The organism is Lysobacter alkalisoli, assembly GCF_006547045.1.
In the GTDB taxonomy this organism is placed as follows: Bacteria; Pseudomonadota; Gammaproteobacteria; order Xanthomonadales; family Xanthomonadaceae; genus Marilutibacter; species Marilutibacter alkalisoli.
In genome coordinates this window covers 1,212,150-1,228,686 of the sequence record NZ_CP041242.1, presented here as the reverse complement: position 1 = coordinate 1,228,686, position 16,537 = coordinate 1,212,150, and the positions used below count along the sequence as shown (strand labels likewise).

19 protein-coding genes and 1 pseudogene are annotated in these 16,537 nt (G+C 66.5%); 14 read left to right on the top strand and 6 right to left on the bottom strand.

Annotated features, from left to right (window positions below; genetic code table 11):
- The first annotated feature begins 151 nt into the window (after nt 1-151).
- Nucleotides 152-1,447, top strand: coding sequence for a DUF2867 domain-containing protein (locus tag FKV23_RS05330; RefSeq protein WP_341867573.1), 1,296 nt, complete (start codon nt 152-154; stop codon nt 1,445-1,447).
- A gap of 78 nt (nt 1,448-1,525) precedes the next feature.
- On the top strand, nt 1,526-1,822 hold the full coding sequence (locus FKV23_RS05325) for a hypothetical protein (protein ID WP_141622918.1): 297 nt from the start codon (nt 1,526-1,528) through the stop codon (nt 1,820-1,822).
- Nucleotides 1,823-1,856: 34 nt separating this feature from the next.
- Here the strand turns inward: FKV23_RS05325 and FKV23_RS05320 are convergent, their stop codons facing one another.
- The gene (locus FKV23_RS05320; protein WP_141622917.1) at nt 1,857-2,105 is read right to left on the bottom strand and encodes a hypothetical protein; all 249 of its coding nucleotides are present in this window, start codon (nt 2,103-2,105) and stop codon (nt 1,857-1,859) included.
- A gap of 154 nt (nt 2,106-2,259) precedes the next feature.
- On the opposite strand from FKV23_RS05320, the gene FKV23_RS05315 reads away from it, so the two are divergent.
- Together FKV23_RS05315 and FKV23_RS05310 are read left to right on the top strand one after the other, a co-directional pair.
- Nucleotides 2,260-4,089 (top strand): DUF885 domain-containing protein, encoded by a 1,830-nt coding sequence (locus FKV23_RS05315; protein WP_141622916.1) that lies wholly within the window; start codon nt 2,260-2,262, stop codon nt 4,087-4,089.
- Complete coding sequence (locus FKV23_RS05310; protein WP_141622915.1) at nt 4,089-4,955, top strand: DUF72 domain-containing protein; 867 nt, start codon at nt 4,089-4,091, stop codon at nt 4,953-4,955. Before FKV23_RS05315 ends, FKV23_RS05310 begins: the two co-directional genes overlap by 1 nt.
- A gap of 7 nt (nt 4,956-4,962) precedes the next feature.
- Here FKV23_RS05310 and arsN2 read toward each other — a convergent pair whose 3' ends face one another.
- Together arsN2 and FKV23_RS05300 are read right to left on the bottom strand one after the other, a co-directional pair.
- On the bottom strand, nt 4,963-5,637 hold the full coding sequence (gene arsN2, locus FKV23_RS05305; protein ID WP_208543245.1) for an arsenic resistance N-acetyltransferase ArsN2: 675 nt from the start codon (nt 5,635-5,637) through the stop codon (nt 4,963-4,965).
- An 8-nt stretch (nt 5,638-5,645) separates the two neighbouring features.
- Complete coding sequence (locus tag FKV23_RS05300; RefSeq protein ID WP_141622914.1) at nt 5,646-6,572, bottom strand: DMT family transporter; 927 nt, start codon at nt 6,570-6,572, stop codon at nt 5,646-5,648.
- Between the two features lie 103 nt (nt 6,573-6,675).
- On the opposite strand from FKV23_RS05300, the gene FKV23_RS05295 reads away from it, so the two are divergent.
- From FKV23_RS05295 to FKV23_RS05275, 5 genes are all read left to right on the top strand, one after another.
- Nucleotides 6,676-7,560 (top strand): LysR substrate-binding domain-containing protein, encoded by an 885-nt coding sequence (locus FKV23_RS05295; protein WP_141622913.1) that lies wholly within the window; start codon nt 6,676-6,678, stop codon nt 7,558-7,560.
- Between the two features lie 229 nt (nt 7,561-7,789).
- A complete protein-coding gene (locus FKV23_RS05290) occupies nt 7,790-8,731 on the top strand; it encodes a DMT family transporter (RefSeq protein WP_141622912.1) in 942 nt (313 codons plus the stop codon).
- Nucleotides 8,732-8,795: 64 nt separating this feature from the next.
- Nucleotides 8,796-9,191 (top strand): DoxX family protein, encoded by a 396-nt coding sequence (locus FKV23_RS05285; RefSeq protein ID WP_141622911.1) that lies wholly within the window; start codon nt 8,796-8,798, stop codon nt 9,189-9,191.
- Between the two features lie 52 nt (nt 9,192-9,243).
- Nucleotides 9,244-9,810, top strand: coding sequence for a hypothetical protein (locus FKV23_RS05280; RefSeq protein WP_141622910.1), 567 nt, complete (start codon nt 9,244-9,246; stop codon nt 9,808-9,810).
- A gap of 7 nt (nt 9,811-9,817) precedes the next feature.
- Nucleotides 9,818-10,039, top strand: a complete 222-nt coding sequence (locus FKV23_RS05275) for an RNA-binding S4 domain-containing protein (RefSeq protein WP_141622909.1) — start codon at nt 9,818-9,820, stop codon at nt 10,037-10,039.
- Nucleotides 10,040-10,098: 59 nt separating this feature from the next.
- Here FKV23_RS05275 and FKV23_RS05270 read toward each other — a convergent pair whose 3' ends face one another.
- The 3 genes from FKV23_RS05270 to FKV23_RS05260 all read right to left on the bottom strand — a co-directional run bounded on the left by FKV23_RS05270 (nt 10,099) and on the right by FKV23_RS05260 (nt 12,667).
- Nucleotides 10,099-11,037, bottom strand: a complete 939-nt coding sequence (locus tag FKV23_RS05270; RefSeq protein ID WP_167284986.1) for a COG3904 family protein — start codon at nt 11,035-11,037, stop codon at nt 10,099-10,101.
- Nucleotides 11,038-11,262: 225 nt separating this feature from the next.
- The gene (locus tag FKV23_RS05265; protein WP_141622907.1) at nt 11,263-12,372 is read right to left on the bottom strand and encodes a WD40/YVTN/BNR-like repeat-containing protein; all 1,110 of its coding nucleotides are present in this window, start codon (nt 12,370-12,372) and stop codon (nt 11,263-11,265) included.
- A 1-nt stretch (nt 12,373) separates the two neighbouring features.
- Entirely contained in the window at nt 12,374-12,667 is a 294-nt protein-coding gene (locus tag FKV23_RS05260; protein WP_141622906.1) for a MoaD/ThiS family protein, read from the bottom strand.
- A 649-nt stretch (nt 12,668-13,316) separates the two neighbouring features.
- On the opposite strand from FKV23_RS05260, the gene FKV23_RS05255 reads away from it, so the two are divergent.
- The 5 genes and pseudogenes from FKV23_RS05255 to FKV23_RS05235 all read left to right on the top strand — a co-directional run bounded on the left by FKV23_RS05255 (nt 13,317) and on the right by FKV23_RS05235 (nt 16,401).
- Nucleotides 13,317-13,739 carry a YciI family protein gene (locus FKV23_RS05255; protein ID WP_141622905.1) on the top strand — a complete coding sequence of 141 codons (423 nt, stop codon included), beginning with the start codon at nt 13,317-13,319 and terminating at the stop codon, nt 13,737-13,739.
- Nucleotides 13,740-13,764: 25 nt separating this feature from the next.
- Nucleotides 13,765-14,208, top strand: coding sequence for a VOC family protein (locus tag FKV23_RS05250; protein ID WP_141622904.1), 444 nt, complete (start codon nt 13,765-13,767; stop codon nt 14,206-14,208).
- A 40-nt stretch (nt 14,209-14,248) separates the two neighbouring features.
- Complete coding sequence (locus FKV23_RS05245; RefSeq protein ID WP_141622903.1) at nt 14,249-14,662, top strand: VOC family protein; 414 nt, start codon at nt 14,249-14,251, stop codon at nt 14,660-14,662.
- Between the two features lie 45 nt (nt 14,663-14,707).
- Entirely contained in the window at nt 14,708-15,988 is a 1,281-nt protein-coding gene (locus FKV23_RS05240) for an RNA polymerase sigma factor (RefSeq protein WP_141622902.1), read from the top strand.
- An 11-nt stretch (nt 15,989-15,999) separates the two neighbouring features.
- A pseudogene (locus FKV23_RS05235) lies at nt 16,000-16,401 on the top strand (DUF1428 domain-containing protein).
- Nucleotides 16,402-16,537 lie beyond the last annotated feature (136 nt).

Sequence of the window (16,537 nt, the reverse complement as noted above, 5' to 3'; positions counted from 1 at the left end):
AAACCCGACATCGCGACGACGGAGCAAGCCGATGCCAGCGCAAGCAAGTCACATCGAAGGATTCCCGACGGTCCGCATTCCCGCCAGGCATGGCGGTCTGCCCGTCGAGGTCTCTCTGATCACCCAGCTCGGGCACGGTGCCGGCAACCGGTTGTTCGCCGACGCGAGTGCACGCCAGCGCAGGCACGATACTTTCGTCGACGCGCTGGACGAGCCCTCGGCGAAGCTCGCCGGAACCGATCTCGGCAAAGGCGACGCCACCTCGCTGTACTCGTTCGCTGTCGACGGCAAGGGGCATCCATTCCATCGTCATGCAGGTCATCGCATCTTCACCGCCATAGCCGGCAGCGGTGGCGCGCGGCTGCGCTTTTCGACCATCGATGACCGGGACCTCCATTCGGATCCGTCGAATTTCGCGCGCACGCTGCGCCAGGTCGACATCCCGCCCGATGCGATGTTCACCGTCCGCTTCGGTGGCGGCACCTGGCACCAGTTCGCGCCGCTGCGTGAGAACGGCCTGCACCCGACGCTGTTCGCACTTTCCTGCCATACCGACGAACTCGGCGGCATCGACGATCCGATCGTGCGCGAACGCGTGATCGCAGGCGGTGCGGACATCCCGTGCCTGACCGAGCTGCTTCCCGACCGGGTTGCAGACCATCTTGCCGCTCATCCGCCGCAGGCCGGCACAATTCCGACCGTTCGCCTGTCCTTGCATGCACCTTCCGGCAGCTGGCACGACCGCATGTGCGCCACTGTCAGGTGTGGCATCGGCATGGTTCGGCGCATGGCAGCCGGCTGGCGGCGCTCGACCGGATTTCTCGCCCGGCTGCCACATCGGCATCTCGTCACCCATCTCGCGCATGCTCCGGGCGATTCGCTGCTTGCCGGGCAATTGACGGAACGTTTCGATCACGATGACACCTTCACGCTGGCCGTGGATGGGGTCCCTGCCCCATCGGCAGGCGCCACCGACCTGCTCGCGCGCGTGCTCGAAGGCTTCCTAACCAACCGTCCGGCAGGCGTGACCGGACTGATGCGGCTGCGCAATATTCTTGTGCGCCCCCTGCGCCTGCGCACCTCGCCGCTGGGATGCCCCGCATCGTCCCTGCTGTCGAACGACCGCACACAACTGTTCGTGGGCCGGTTTCCGGTACTTGCCCAGCGCATGGACCTCGACGGTCGTCGCGCGCAGGTCATTCTCGGTGCGGACGACCGGCATCTGGTATTCCGCTCGTGTGTCGGCGTGGAGATCGGCGACGATGGCCGCATCCACGTCTCACTGGGCACCCGGGTCCGCTGCCGGAACCTGTTCGGGCGCTTGTACATGGCGCTGATCAACGGCGTTCACAGGCACTACATTTCACCGGCGATGTTGAGGATGGCCGTCATGCATGCGCTGCCGGTCCCGGCAGGAGCGGAGACTGGCGCGCAGCTACCCGCCTGAATCGTCCGTTCCGGCCATCACGCGCACTTAGCCATTCGCCGCCTAGCCTGAGCGCAGGCCAGCCCCCGGAGTTCTGCCATGCCCCTGTTGCGAATGCGCGTCACCGGCGACGAGGACAGCGCCCGAGCGATCGCCAACCTGCTGTCCAGTCTGGAAGGCGTGGATCACATCGAGGAAGTCGCCGACCTGATGTCGCACATGGACGATGCCGATTCGAGCTCTGCCGGGCTGCCCGACGACCAGGGGCCGGGCGTCCACGAACTGGAAGTGGAAGTGTCCAACGCGTACTCGGCCAACCGGCTCCGCCGCGCGGTGGAGCAACTGGCGTTCGAACTTGAGGTGATGGTGGAGTTCGAGGTCGAAGAGGAGCGCTGAGCCGGGAGCATCCGCTTATCCCCGGCCATCGCGCTCAGGCGAGCCCCACTCCCCGGCGCCAACGTTCCAGCCACCACAGGACGGCGATCGACGCGAGCCACGCGATGAGCCACGGCCAGGACGGTCCGCGACGCGGTGCAGCGGATGCATCGACCCACGTCGGCGTGCGTGCGGCATCGCCGGCCAACTTCAGGGTGGCCTCGCGCAGTTCCATCGCACGCCGGCCGGGGGCATCGTCCGGAGTGCGCACGAAGAATGCCCAGCTGTCGTCTCCCTGCTGCAAGCGGTGCCAGCCGGGCGAGCACGGTCAGAACCCGGCGCAGCGGCCGGGATCCGCGGTGGGATCGGGCAGCAGCCAACGGCACACCCGGCGCGTGCAGTGGCGATCGCGCCCGCCGCGGTTATGCTTGCCATTCGCGCCCCTGCCGGAGCCCGCCATGCGCCCAGCCCTGATCCCGCCTGCCCTGATCCCATCGGTCCTGTTCGCCCTGGTCCTGGCCGCATGCCAGCCATCACCACCGGCCGCGCCCGAAACTCCTGCGGTGGCGACAGGCGCGTCGACCACCGCTGAAGCCGATGCCCACTTCCTCGACCTGGCCCAACGCTGGCTGGACAAGTCGCTGGAGTTGTCGCCGATCGCCGCGACCCAGGTCGGCGACCATCGCTTCGACAGCCATATCGACGACCTGAGCCAGGGCGGTCGCAATCGTGCGCTCGAATTCAACCGCAAGATGCTGGCGGAACTCGATGCGATCGAGATCCCGTCGCTGTCGCGCGAGAACCAAGTCGACGCCCGCATCCTGCGCAACAAGTTGCGCTACGACATCTGGACCAGCGAGACCCTGCAAAGCTGGGCGTGGGATCCGCAGGTTTACAGCCAGCTTGCCGGCAGCGCCCTGTACGGGCTGATGGCGCGCGATTTCGCGCCGATGCCGGAACGGCTGAGATCCGCCACCGCGCGCATGCAGCAGATCCCGACGCTGTTCGCGCAGATGCGCCAGAACCTGGACTCCGCACGGGTACCGAAGATCCATGCCGAAACCGTCTCCCGCCAGAACGCCGGCGTGCTGTCGCTGGTCGATGAGCTGATCCTGCCCAACGCCGGGCTGTTGCAGGGGCAGGAGCGCAGGCAGCTCGACGCCGCCGTCGCCGTCCTGCGCGAAGCGGTGGACGAGCACCAGAAGTGGCTGGACGAAACCCTGGTGCCGGATGCCCGCGGCGACTTCCGCATCGGCGAAACGCTGTACGACGAGAAGCTGGCTTTCGCGCTCGACTCGCCGCTGTCGCGGCAGGAGATCCGCAGTCGGGTCGAGGCCGACATCCGGCGTACTCGTGAAGAAATGTATGAAATCGCACGAAGCGTGCTTCGCGATCGGGACGATGCTCCCGCGAAGATGCCCGACAGGCCTTCGCCGGAACAGCAGCAGGCGGTGATCGAGGCCGCACTGGAGCTGGCCTACGCCGACCGCCCGGCGCGCGAAGAGGTGGTCGAGCTCGCCACCCGCAGCACCGAGGAGGCGACCGCGTTCGTGCGCGAGAAGGATCTGGTCACCGTTCCCGACGAGCCGGTGAAGATCATCCTGATGCCGGAGTTCCAGCGCGGCGTCGCGGTCGCCTATTGCGACCCGCCCGGGCCGCTCGACAAGGGCCTGGAGACGTTCTACGCGGTCTCGCCGATCCCCGACGACTGGAACGACGACCAGGTCGATTCGTTCCTGCGCGAATACAACACCCGCTCGATCCACGAACTGAGCATCCACGAGGCGATGCCGGGCCACTTCCTGCAGCTCGCACATGCCAACAAGCACCCGTCGATCCTGCGCGCGGTGCTCTATTCCGGCCCCTTCGTCGAAGGTTGGGCGATGTACGCCGAGAAGGTTATGGCCGACGCCGGCTACATGGACAACGATCCGCTGATGCAGCTGATCAACCGCAAGTGGAACCTGCGCGCGATGGCCAATGCATTGCTCGACCAGGCCATCCACGTCGACGACATGAGCCGCGAAGAGGCGATGAAACTGATGACGGTGACCGCCTTCCAGCAGGAGAGCGAGGCCGCCGGCAAATGGGTGCGCGCCCAGCTGACCTCGGCCCAGTTGCCGACCTACTACGTCGGCTACAGCGAGCACCTGGACCTGCGCGCCGAGATCGAGCAGCGCGAGAGCAAGAACTTCGACCTAAAGAGCTACCACGACCAGGTACTTTCGTACGGCTCGCCGCCGGTGCGGTTCGTGCGCCAGCTGATGCTGGACGAACCGATCCGCTGATGAGCGACCTGTTCGCGCCCGGCGACGAGGACACATCCGGCGTCGATGCCATCGACGGCATCCGTGTCGGCATCGGCGGCTGGACCTTCGCCCCGTGGCGCGACAATTTCTACCCCAGGGGGCTGGTGCAGCGCCGTGAGCTGGAATACGCCAGCCGCCAGCTCAGCAGCATCGAGATCAACGGCACCTTCTACGGCGCGCAGAAGCCCGCGACCTACGCCAGATGGGCGGCGGAAACGCCAGCGCATTTCATGTTCTCGCTCAAAGCGCCCAAGCGCGTCACGCACGGCGGTGCGCTCGCCCGTGCCGGCGGCCAGGCCCGCGCGTTCATCGACGGCGGACTGGCCGAGTTCGGCGAGCGGCTAGGGCCAATCCTGTGGCAGCTCTCGCCGCAGCGCGTGTTCGACCGCGACGACCTCGCCGCCTTTCTCGATGCGCTGCCGGATACGCTCGATGGCCGGACACTCCGGCATGTGCTCGAAGTCCGCCACGACAGTTTCCGCGACCCCGCCTACCTGCGACTGGCTCGCGAACGCGGTATCGCCACCGTGTTCACCGACTCCAACCAGCACCCGTCGCTGGCCGACATCACCGGCCCGTTCGTATATGCACGGCTGATGCGTTCGCAGGACCCGGTCACCACCGGCTATCCGGAGCAGGCATTGCAGCTCTGGGTGCGACGCGCGCGGCAATGGGCGCGTGGCGGGGACCCCGACGACCTGCCGCATGTGGAGACACCACGAGCGCCGGCTGGACATGCGCGCGAAGTGTTCATCTATTTCATCAGCGCGGCGAAGGCACGCAACCCTGCCGCCGCGACCGCCCTGATCCGCTGCCTGCAGGAAGAAGGCTCGCGGGACGGCTGAACCCACCTCAGGACGTGGCGTCGGCCGGAATGGACGGCGCGTCCTTCGGCAACACCAGCGCCTTGGACATGAGCGTTGCCGAGGCCGGGCACAGCGAGGCGAACTGCGCCGTCGCCACCACTGCCGGCGGCGCGGACCCACGCGGCGTTTCCACGTAGCCGTGCCGGTTGAAATAGGCCGTTGCATCGGTCGTCAGCAGGAACAATCGACGCACACCCGCATCCTGGGCGATGCTTTCGACATGCTCCACGAGCTCGCGGCCGATGCCCTGCCCGCGCGAATCTGCAGCGACCGCCAACGAACGCAGCAGCGCATCGCTCCCGTAGCCCTCGATGCCCACGACACCCTGCAGCACGCCGTTGCGGCGGCTGCCGAACAGGCGCAATGGCGAAAGCGCCAGGTCCGTGGTCGGCAGGCCGGCGGAGGCAAGCAACGCCTCGGCCTCCGCGTCGATCTCGACCGGTGCGATCCGCGGCCGCTTGTGCGGCTCGACAATGATCCGTTTGTCGAGGATCCGCACCGCGCCGACCATCAGCAGGCGCATGTCGCGGACGATGTAGTCGGCAAGTCCCGCGTCATCGATGTCGTCGCCGTCGATGTCGAGGCGGAAGTCGTGGCCTTTCAGGCCGCCGCCATTGCTGAAGTCGATCTGGAAATCGAACACGACACGGTGCTGGGCCATCTCTGGAATCACTTCGCTCGCTGGCTGAAGGCCACGCTGGCCAGGATGATCGCGCCGGCGACGCCCATCGTCATGGTCAGCGGCTCGTCGAGCAGCCACCAGGCCCAGGCGACTCCGAACACCGGCACCAGGTAGGTCACGGTCGAGGCACGGTTCGCCCCGACGCGAGCGATCAGGCGGTAGTACATGACGAACGCGATCCCGGTGCAGAGCACACCGAGCAGGGCCGCACAGGTCCATGACAACAGCCCGATCTCCTGCGCCGGCCAGCGGGCGATGGCGAGCGGCGCCACCAGCAGGGCTGCGCAGCCAAGGGTCGCGGCAGCAACCGCGGCCGGCGGCAGACCGGTCAGGTGACGGCGCACCAGATTGATGCCGATTCCGTACAGGAACGCCGCAGCGGCGCCCGCTGTCGCGGCCAGGCCGATGCTGGCCCCGGCGACCTTGCCGCTGGCCAGCACCACGACGCCGGCAAACCCCGCGAACAGCGCAACCGCACGCCGGGTACCAATGCGTTCGCCAAAGAACAGGAAGCCGATCAACGCGGTGAACAATACCGTCATCGCATTGGTGATCGCACCGATCCCGGCCGGGGCGTGCTGTGCAGCCCACGCGAACAGCACGAACGGTATCGCCGAGTTGATCAGGCTGATGCCGGCCAGCTTCGGCCACAGCGAAAGCGGAAACTGCGCACGCGCACGCCACAGGAACGGCAGCAGCACCAGCGAGCCCAGCGCCAACCGCACCTCGACCAGCGGGAGGGCACCGAAGTCGGGAGCGGCGACGCGCATGAACAGGAACGAGGCACCCCAGATCGCACCCAGTACGCACAGTTCGACAGGGGTGATCCAGTCCCCTGCGCGACTGCCAGCTCCATGCACGCCGGACTCGACGGGGGATACGGCGACGGCAGGAGCGGCGACAGGGGGAGCCATGAGCGACGAATCCAGTTTGTGACTTGAGACTATTTTCCGCACCATATCAGGTGCCACAAGCGCATACTTTCGCAATCAGCCACAAACATTGCTTGAGGCTTACATGGCCCTGAGAGCCGACCTGCTGCCGGCCCTGGCGGCATTCGAATCCGCCGCCCGGCACCAGAACTTCACCCACGCCGCCGAGGAGTTGCACCTGACCGCGAGCGCGGTCAGCCACCACGTGCGCAAACTCGAATCCCGGCTTGGCGTGACCCTGTTCCAGCGCCACGCGCGCGGTGTCTCGTTGACCGCCGAGGGACGCCAGCTGGCCGATGCCGCCAGCAGCGCCTTGGCCGACGTCGACAGCGTGGTACGCGGTCTTCGCGCGGCGCGCGCCGAGCACAATCGTGTCCGCATCACCACCCTGCATTCGCTGACCTACACCTGGCTGATCCCGCGCATGCGCGACCTGCACGCCGCGCACCCCGACATCCGGCTGAGCCTCGACACAGAAGTAGCCCTGACCCGTTTCGACGATGCCGGCCCCGACCTCGGCATCCGCCACGGCCCCGGCCACTGGCCCGGCCTGACCGCACACCTGCTGATGGACGAAACCCTGTTCCCGGTCGCCGCCCCCGATTTGCCCGGGCTCGACAAGGTGACCACCCCCGCGGACATCGCCCGTATGCCGCTGATCGCCGACCATGCACGGCAGGGGTGGCTGGACTGGTTCCGCGCCGCCGACGTGCATGGCGCGCACATCGAGGAGCGCCACACTTTCAGCGACACCACCGACGCGCTCAATGCAGCCGCGTTCGGTCATGGTGCCGCGCTGGCACGCCAGCGCATCGTGGCCCCCTATCTCGAAGCCGGGCGGCTGGTGCAGCTGCCCGGCCCGGAGCTGCAGGCGCGCTGGGGCTACTACGTGGTCTACCCCGCGCACCGGCGGCTGCGCCCGGCGGCGCGACGCTTCGTCGACTGGCTGTTGTCGCAGCCCGTCGATTGAGCATCATTGTCAGTTCATGGCGTTGGGACTCGCATTGCCTACCCCAACCCAAGCCCCCGGGACCTCGGTCCCACTGCGCCAGCCAAATGTCCAGAAGCCTGTGGCCATGGCGTTGCGGGACCGTCCGCGACATGGATGTCGCGGAAGAGCCCCAAGGACGGGTTCACGCGTGTCCCGCAACGCCATGGCTACAGGCTTCCCGTCGAATCATCCGCGATCGCACATCACCATGCCTCCCACCACCAAAGCCCAACTCCAGATCCACTTCTGCGTCCTGCTGTGGGGCTTCACCGCCATCCTCGGCAAACTGATCACCCTGCCCGCCTTGCCACTGGTGTGGTGGCGCATGCTGCTGGTGACCGTCGCACTGGCACTGGTGCCGCGCGTCTGGCGGAACCTGAAGGCGCTGCCGCCCCGTCTGCGCTGGTCCTATGCCGGCATCGGCGTGCTGGTCGCCCTGCACTGGCTGACCTTCTATGGCGCGATCAAGCTGGCCAACGCCTCGGTCGCGGCTACCTGCATCGCACTGGCGACCGTGTTCACTGCCCTGATCGAACCGTGGCTGGCACGGCGGCCGTTCTCCCGGCGCGAACTGGTCCTGGGCATTGCGGTGCTGCCCGGCATCGTGCTGGTGATCGGCGGCGTGCCTGCCGGGATGCACCTGGGCATCGCGGTCGGGGCACTGTCGGCGCTGTTCGTGGCGCTGTTCGGCTCGCTCAATAAACGGCTGGTCGACCAAGCCGACCCCCTGACCGTGACCGCACTGGAACTGGGTGCCGGGACCCTCGCCCTGACCCTGCTCGCGCCACTGATGCCACTGTTGTTCCCGGCCTTCGCCGGCCCGCTTCTGGTCGCACCTTCGCTGCAGGACGGCGTGCTGCTGGCCGTGCTGGCCCTCGTCTGCACCCTGTTTCCATTCGCGCTGTCGCTGCTGGCGCTACGCCACATGAGCGCGTTCTCGGCGCAACTGGCCGTCAACCTGGAGCCGGTGTACGCGATCGCCCTGGCCATCGTGCTCCTGGGCGAGCAGCATGAACTCTCATCCCGCTTCTATTTCGGGGTGGCAATCATCCTGCTGGCGGTGCTGGTGCACCCGCTGATCAGCCGGCCACGCCAACCGGCACACCCGGAGAACCTCGGCACCGGCGAGATCAAGGACATCGGTGGCTGATACAGCCCGCGCCCGATACCGGCTATCCTCCCCTCGCAGACCACCATCGACCCGAGTCCCGCTCATGAACCCTGCAACCCAACACGACATCGGCAAACTGATCCTGCGCCTGGCTCTCGGCCTGCTCGTGCTGCTGCACGGCATCGCCAAGCTCAAGGGGGGCATGGGCGGCATCGTCGGCATGGTCGAATCGCACGGCCTGCCAGGCTTCATCGGCTACGGTGTGCTGATCGGCGAGGTGCTGGGCCCGCTGATGTTGATCGTCGGTTATCACGCGCGTATCGGCGCGGTCCTGGTGGCGGTGAACATGCTGTTCGCGATCGGACTGGCGCACATGGGCGAACTGGGCAGATTCAACAACCAGGGCGGCTGGGCGCTGGAACTGCAGGGCATGTTCCTGTTCTCCGCGATCGCGCTGGCTCTGTTCGGTCCCGGACGCTTCAGCGCCAACCAGCGCTGAAGCCAGAGCGCGGGAGGGAGGCATCCAGGCACGCCCGCGCCGGGAGGATGGCATGGAGCAGTACCCCCACATCCGGATCCTGATGGGCATGGTGCTCGGCCTGTCGATTACCGTCCTGCTCAAGGGGCTGGCGCAGTTCGTCCAGCACCCGGGCCGACAGAAGGTGTATTGGGTGCACATCGGCTGGGCGATCATGATGTTCGTGCTGCTGGTGCATTTCTGGTGGTGGGAGTACCGGTTGGTACACATCGACGAATGGACTTTCGTCAAGTACGGCTTCCTGATCTTCTACATCGTGCTGTTCTTCCTGCTCTGCACGCTTCTGTTCCCGGACGATCTGCGCGAATACAGCGGCTACCGCGACTATTTCATGTCGCGTCGCAAGTGGTTCTTCGGCTTGATGGCCCTGTCCTACGTACTCGACCTTGGCGATACCCTGCTCAAGGGCCGGTTCTATTTCGAAGAGCTCGGCACCGAATACCTGATCCGCAACGCACTCTATGTCGCGCTATGCCTGGTCGCGATCCGCACGCGCTCACAAGCCTTCCACTTCGGCTTCGTCGCGATCGCCCTGCTCCACGAATTGAGCTGGATCTACCGGCTCTACGACTATCTCTGAGAATCCGATGCAACGCATCCGCTTCGAACTCGATCGCGACCATGTCGAACTCAACCAGTTGCTCAAGCTGGCGGGACTGTGCGACAGCGGCGGCATGGGCAAGGCCATCGTCGCCAGCGGCGCGGTCTGCGTCGACGGCGAAGTCGAGCTGCGCAAGACTTGCAAGATCCGCGCAGGCCAGACAGTGCGGTTGGATGATCTGGAAATCGAGGTCGTCGCAGCGGGCTGACCGTCAACGACTCCGGCGACGTCGACGCAGGCATCTGCCAGTCCGTTACCTCCGGCCGTTCAGTCGTACTCCGACAACGGGCTCTCGGTCGGGCAATCCCGGTCCGGGAAGCCGTAGCGTTTCTTCAGGTCCCGGCTGCATTCGCCCATCCCTGCGACCTCCTCGCCCTGTGCCGTGCACAGCAGGCTGTAGTCGCGGAAGAACGCATCCTGACGACGGACGAAGGTCTCGCCGCATTTGCGGCCAAGGCGGATGCGGTCCAGGTCGTCCGCCGCGGCATTGCGCCCGGACAGCCCGAACAGTTCCAGCTCCTGCGCGGTCAGCTGTCGCAGGCTGCGATTGGGTACGGTCATCATCAGGTCGGCGATGGCGGTCGCCGCGCCGTTGCGCTGCAGGTACTGGCTGGTCTGTTCGTGGATATCGCGCAGCTCCTGGTTGAGCTCCGCGCGCGAGGTCGCCTTGGACCCGATCCGCAACATGCGATGGATGCCGACCGGACCGGCAATCATGCGCATGTCACCGGCCGCCAGGATCAGCACACAGGAACTGTGGCAGACCGCACCCTCACGAACCCAGACCATCCAGCCGGACTCGGCGATCGCGTCGCCAGCACGGATGCCCTCCTCGACCTGGCCGCCACTGGAGTCGATGTCGAGGATGCGCTTGTGGATGCCGAGGGTGTCGCCCATATCGGCCACCCTGTGTACCAGCGCAGTGAAATCGGAGGCGACCTTGCCGCGGTACCGCAACCGCACCATGCCGGTCTCGCGGCATGGTTGCATCCGCTTCCAGATGCTGGAGAAACCGAGTTCGGCAAGCGGCTCGCCATCGCCATTGACCGCGTAGTCCCGATCACAGCTGACCCAGGCCTGTCCCGAAGACAGTTCCATCGGAGTCCAGTCGATTTCCGCGATGTTCTCGTAGGGGTCCCATTGCGGCTGCGGCTTGGGCACCTCGATCACGGTGGCGCCGAAGTCCTCGCGGCCGGCACTGTCCATGGCGGTCGCGGGTGTGGCTTCCGTGGATTCAGCAGACTCCTTCGGCGCACAGGCCGCCACGACGGCGCTGATCAGCAGTAATCCACAGATTCGGGGCAGGTATCGCATCGGGCTCCGGACAGGGTGCCTGCCCTCCACCGGATCGGGAGGGCCGCCCCCAGTCTAGGCGGCAATCGGTGCATCGTGTTCAACGCCGGGTAAACGGTCACGGCCGACCTGGGCCCGTCAGGGCACGAACTCAACGGCATGTATCGGCGGCAGGCGGGCCTCCAACTGCGACCAGCGGTCACCCTGGTCATCGCTGGTCCACAGGCCACCGGTGGTGCTGCCGAATGCGAGCCCGTCGCCGCCGACATCGATGGCCAGGCCATGGCGATACACCAGATCGTAGGCCGGAAACTGCGGCAGACCATCGTCGAGCAGGTCGAATGTGCTGCCCCCATCCCGGGTGCGCGCAACCACCAGGCGGCCATCGACCGGATAGCGGCGCTCGTCCTTGACCGCCGGCACGAACCAGGCGGTTTCGGGCTGCTCCGGATGCACCGCGACTGCGAAGCCGAACACCGACGGCGGCACATCGATAATTTCCTGCCAGTCGTTGTCGCCGCCACCGGTGCTGCGGAACACGCCGTTGTGGTGCTGCACCCACAGGCTGTCCGGCGCCGAGCGGCACTGCACCATCCGGTGTACGTCCTGCACGCCCGGCTCATGGCTCTGTTCGGGCGGCATGTATTCGGCACGCATGCCTCCGGCACACTGGCGCCAGTTGCCGCCGCTGTCATCGGACTGCCATACGCCACCAGTCGACACCGCGATCCGCAGACAGCGGGCGTCGCGCGGGTCGACACAGATGGAGTGAATGCCCGGCCAGTCGTAGCCGCCCCCGAACCAATCGCCACGACCCGGGTACTGCCACAGCGATTCGACCAGTTGCCAGCTTGCGCCAGCATCGTCGGAGCGGAACAGTCCGCCCGGAATCGTGCCTGCCCACAACCGGCCCGGCTCGTCCGCCCCGCCCGGCACCAGCGACCACAGCAGCTTCAGCGTGGCCGGCGTCGGTGGCTTGCCGTCGCCGGTGTGCGCCATCTGTCCTTCAGCGTAGATCGGTACCGCACGCTCCTCCCAGGTTTCGCCGCGGTCGGTGGAGCGGTGCAGCTTGGTACCGAAATGGCCCAGGTTCAGCGAGGCGTACCAGCTCCCGTCGCGCGGATCGACCGCGGTCAGGGTGACGTTGTCGCCAAGGAAGGCGGTGCGTGCGATCCGCCATGCGGTCGCGCCATCGCGTTCGAGCACGAACAGTCCCTTTCGGGTGGACACCAGCAACGTATCGGACATGTCAGCCTCCTGACAGCGCCTGCATCACATAGAGTTCGGCGCCTTCGCTCATCGGATGGTCGAGCACCTTGCCGCGCACCGCTTGCCCGTCGACGAACAGCGCGACGTGATGGCGGACGGCGCCCTGCTCGTCGAGCACGTAGCCGCGCAGGCCCGGATGGCGCGCGAACACGCCGTCGAGCACCTCGCGCAGAGTCGAGCCGTCGACATCAAGCACGGCCTCGCTCCCTGTCGCCGAACCGGTGTCCGGCGACAGCCAGCGTGCCAGTGCCGATGCGAGTACGACCCGGGCCATGACGCCTCCATTGCAGGGTGGGGCCGAGCCTACGCCGGTCGTCCGTGTCTTGCCACTGCGACGCCCGAAAGAACTGGTTCATCCTCCATGAGCAGGATCCCTGTTGGGAAGCCGGTGGCCATGGGGCTGCGGGACAGAAGGTTCTTCGCCCATTCGAGGGGGAAGCGCCATCTGTTGGATAACCGGGGCGCCGGGGGCGAAGGCCCTTGGATGCGAATGTCCCCCGGCACCGGCCAGGGCCGGCGCCTCCTCCTTGATTTCGCACCCAAGGGCCTTCGCCCCCGGCGTTCCAACATGGCTGGTGGTCCTAGGCGCATCCCCGGAAGAGCCCGCTTCGCGTTCCAGCGTGGCCGCGCGACCCGACGTGGCCTGCCGGCCTTGACGGCGAAATCAAGGAGGAGGCCGCCGCCACGGGCGGCGGCCGGGGGACATTCGTCGTCAAGGCCGGCGGGTCGCGTCGGGACAGCCAGATAGCGGCGAGAACCGACGATCGAACGCAACCGGCAGCGTCGACGCCTTCGCTGAAGACGAGTGCCCCTCACTTGGGAGAAGAAAAAAAATCGACGACTCATGTCGATCCCACACGATCCCGCTCGTCGACATGTCGAAAGCGGGCGAAAACTGCCCACCCCCAACAGGAGAAACCATCATGCGCGTCATCGTCATCGTCAAGGCCACCGCCGACTCCGAGGCCGGGATCATGCCCAGCGAGCAGCTGCTCACCGACATGGGCCGCTACAACGAGGAACTGGTCAAGGCCGGCATCATGCTCGCCGGCGAGGGCCTGCACCCGTCCTCGCGCGGTGCCCGGGTCACCTTCAACGGCAAGGAGCGCACCGTCACCGACGGCCCGTTCACCGAGACCAAGGAACTGGTCGCCGGCTTCTGGCTCTGGCAGGTCCGCTCGATGGACGAGGCCATCGAATGGGTCAAGCGCTGCCCGAACCCGATGCCGGGCGAATCGGTGATCGAGATCCGCCCGGTGTTCGAAGCCGAGGACTTCGGCGAGGCATTCACCCCCGAGCTGCGCGAACAGGAAGAACGCCTGCGCGAGCAGATCGCCCGAAGCTGACATTCCATTCAACAGGAGAACCGCGATGCAATTCATTCCCTACATGTGCGACTTCGGCGGCAAATGTCGCGAGGCCTTCGACTTCTACGCCAAGGCCCTCGGAGGCGAAGTCGTCGGCCGCATGACCTATGGCGAGTCGCCGATGTGCGACCAGATGCCGCCCGACTCGAAGAACCTGGTCATGCACAGCTGCCTGATGGTCGGCGATGCCGTGATCATGGGCGCGGACGGTCCGCCGCCGGAAAGCGCCGGCACCGACAGCACCACCATCAACATCAGCGTCGACACCGTCGAGGAGGCCGAGCGCGCCTGGGCCGCGATGATCGAAGGCGGCGACATCAAGATGCCGCTGCAGGAAACCTTCTGGGCGCTGCGCTGGGGCATGTTCACCGACCGCTACGGCAAGCCGTGGATGATCAACTGCCTGCGCCCCAGCGAGGACTGCCCCACCCCGGGCAAGGCGGCCTGACCCGGCACGCCACAACCAGAACACGATTCAGGAGAAAACCATGACCACCACCCACCCGCAGATCTTCGTCAACCTGCCGGTCAAGGACCTCGATCGCTCGGTCAAGTTCTTCACCGCGCTCGGTTACGCCTTCAACCCGGCCTTCACCGACGAGAACGCCACCTGCATGATCCTCGGCGAAAACCTGTTCGCGATGCTGCTGGTCGAGAAATACTTCGCGACCTTCACCACCAAGCCAGTCAGCGATGCCGGCAAGAGCACGGAGGTGCTGGTCGCACTGCCAATGGAAAGCCGCGAGGCGGTCGACGAGATCGTCGCCAAGGCGGTCGCCGCCGGCGGCACAACGCCGCGCGAGGCGATCGACCACGGCTTCATGTACGGGCACGGCTTCGAGGATCTGGACGGCCATGTGTGGGAGGTGTTCCACATGTCGGGTGAACCGCCGCAGGAATGAATCGGCACTTGCGTCGATCATTGGCCAGTGCTGTCATTCCCACGCATGACGGACCATGACCTCAACCGCCGCATCGACGCCATCTGGCGCATGGAGTCGGCCCGGGTGATCGCCACCCTGGCCCGGATGCTGCGCGACGTCGGCCTGGCCGAGGACATCGCCCAGGACGCCTTGGTCACCGCGCTGGAGAAGTGGCCGGTCGACGGCATTCCCGACAATCCCGGCGCCTGGCTGGTGACGACCGCAAGGCGCCGCGCGATCGACCGCATCCGCCACGGCCGCATGGCCGACCAGAAGCACCTGCAGATCGCCTACGAACTGGAGTACGAACAGCAAGAAAGACACGAGGCCGAGCAGGCCTCGCTCGACGACCCGATCGGCGACGACCTGCTGCGACTGGTGTTCGTCGCCTGCCACCCGGTGCTGTCGCGCGAAGCACGGGTGGCGCTGACCCTGCGCCTGCTTGGTGGCCTGACCACCGCCGAGATCGCGCGCGCCTTCCTCGCCGCCGAACCCACCATCGCCCAGCGCATCGTCCGTGCCAAGCGCACTCTGTCGGAGGCCGAAGTCGCGTTCGAAGTCCCTCGTGACGAGGAACTCAACGCGCGGCTGGCCTCGGTGCTCGAGGTCATCTACCTGATCTTCAACGAAGGCTACTCGGCCACCGCCGGTGACGACTGGCTGCGTCCGGCGCTCTGCGAGGAAGCCCTGCGTCTGGGCCGTATCCTGGCCGGCCTGATGCCCGCCGAGGACGAGGTACACGGTCTGGTAGCGCTGATGGAAATCCAGGCCTCGCGGAGCCAGGCCCGCACGAGCGCGGACGGCGAACCGATCCTGCTGATGGACCAGGACCGCGCACGCTGGGACCAATTGTTGATCCGCCGCGGCCTGACCGCACTGGAGCAGGCGGAACGGATCGCGACCGCGCGCAACATCGAACGCGGACCCTACACCCTGCAGGCAGCGATCGCCGCCTGCCACGCCCGCGCGGTCACCGCCGACGACACCGACTGGGCTGCGATTTCGGCCCTGTATGCCGAACTCGCACGGCAGGCACCGTCACCGGTGGTCGAACTCAACCGCGCGGTCGCGATCGCGATGCATGATGGGCCGGAAGCCGGCCTCGACCATGCCAACAAGATCGCCGACGAACCCGTGCTCAAGCATTATCACCTGCTGCCCAGCGTGCGTGGCGACCTGTTGTTCCGGCTCGGACGGCACGACGAAGCGCGCGAAGAGTTCGAACGTGCCGCGGAGCTGACCCGCAATTCCCGGGAACGCGCGCTGCTGCTGGCCCGGGCGGCGCAGTGCCATGTGGACACCTGACATGGAACGAAATGCCCATGTGGGCGTATACGCCCCCACCCGACAGGAGTGACGCAATGAGCTACGCAGATGGATTCATAGTGCCCGTCCCCAGGGAGCGCCTCGACGACTATCGCCGGTTGGCCCGGAAAGCCGGCAAGATCTGGATGGAATACGGCGCACTCGCCTACCACTAATGCATCGCTGATGACGTAGAGCCCGGCAAGACCACGTCGTTCCCGCGCAGCATGAAGCTCAAGGACGACGAAGTAGTGGTGTTTGCCTACATCATCTACAAGTCACGCGCCCACCGTGACAAGGTCAACAAGCAGGTGATGGCCGATCCGCGCCTCGCCGGCATGGACCCGAAGACCCTGCCATTCGACGGCAAGCGCATGATCTGGGGCGGGTTCAAGTCGCTGGTGGAGTTCTGAGCAAACCCCGGGGCGCTGCCCGGTGGCGCCTGCCTGCGCCGGCCGCGGCGCTTCGGACCCGGCAGGCCACCAGGCACATGCCATGAGTTGGGCCACGAATGTCGGATACCTCCGGCGAACGCCTGGCCCATGATGC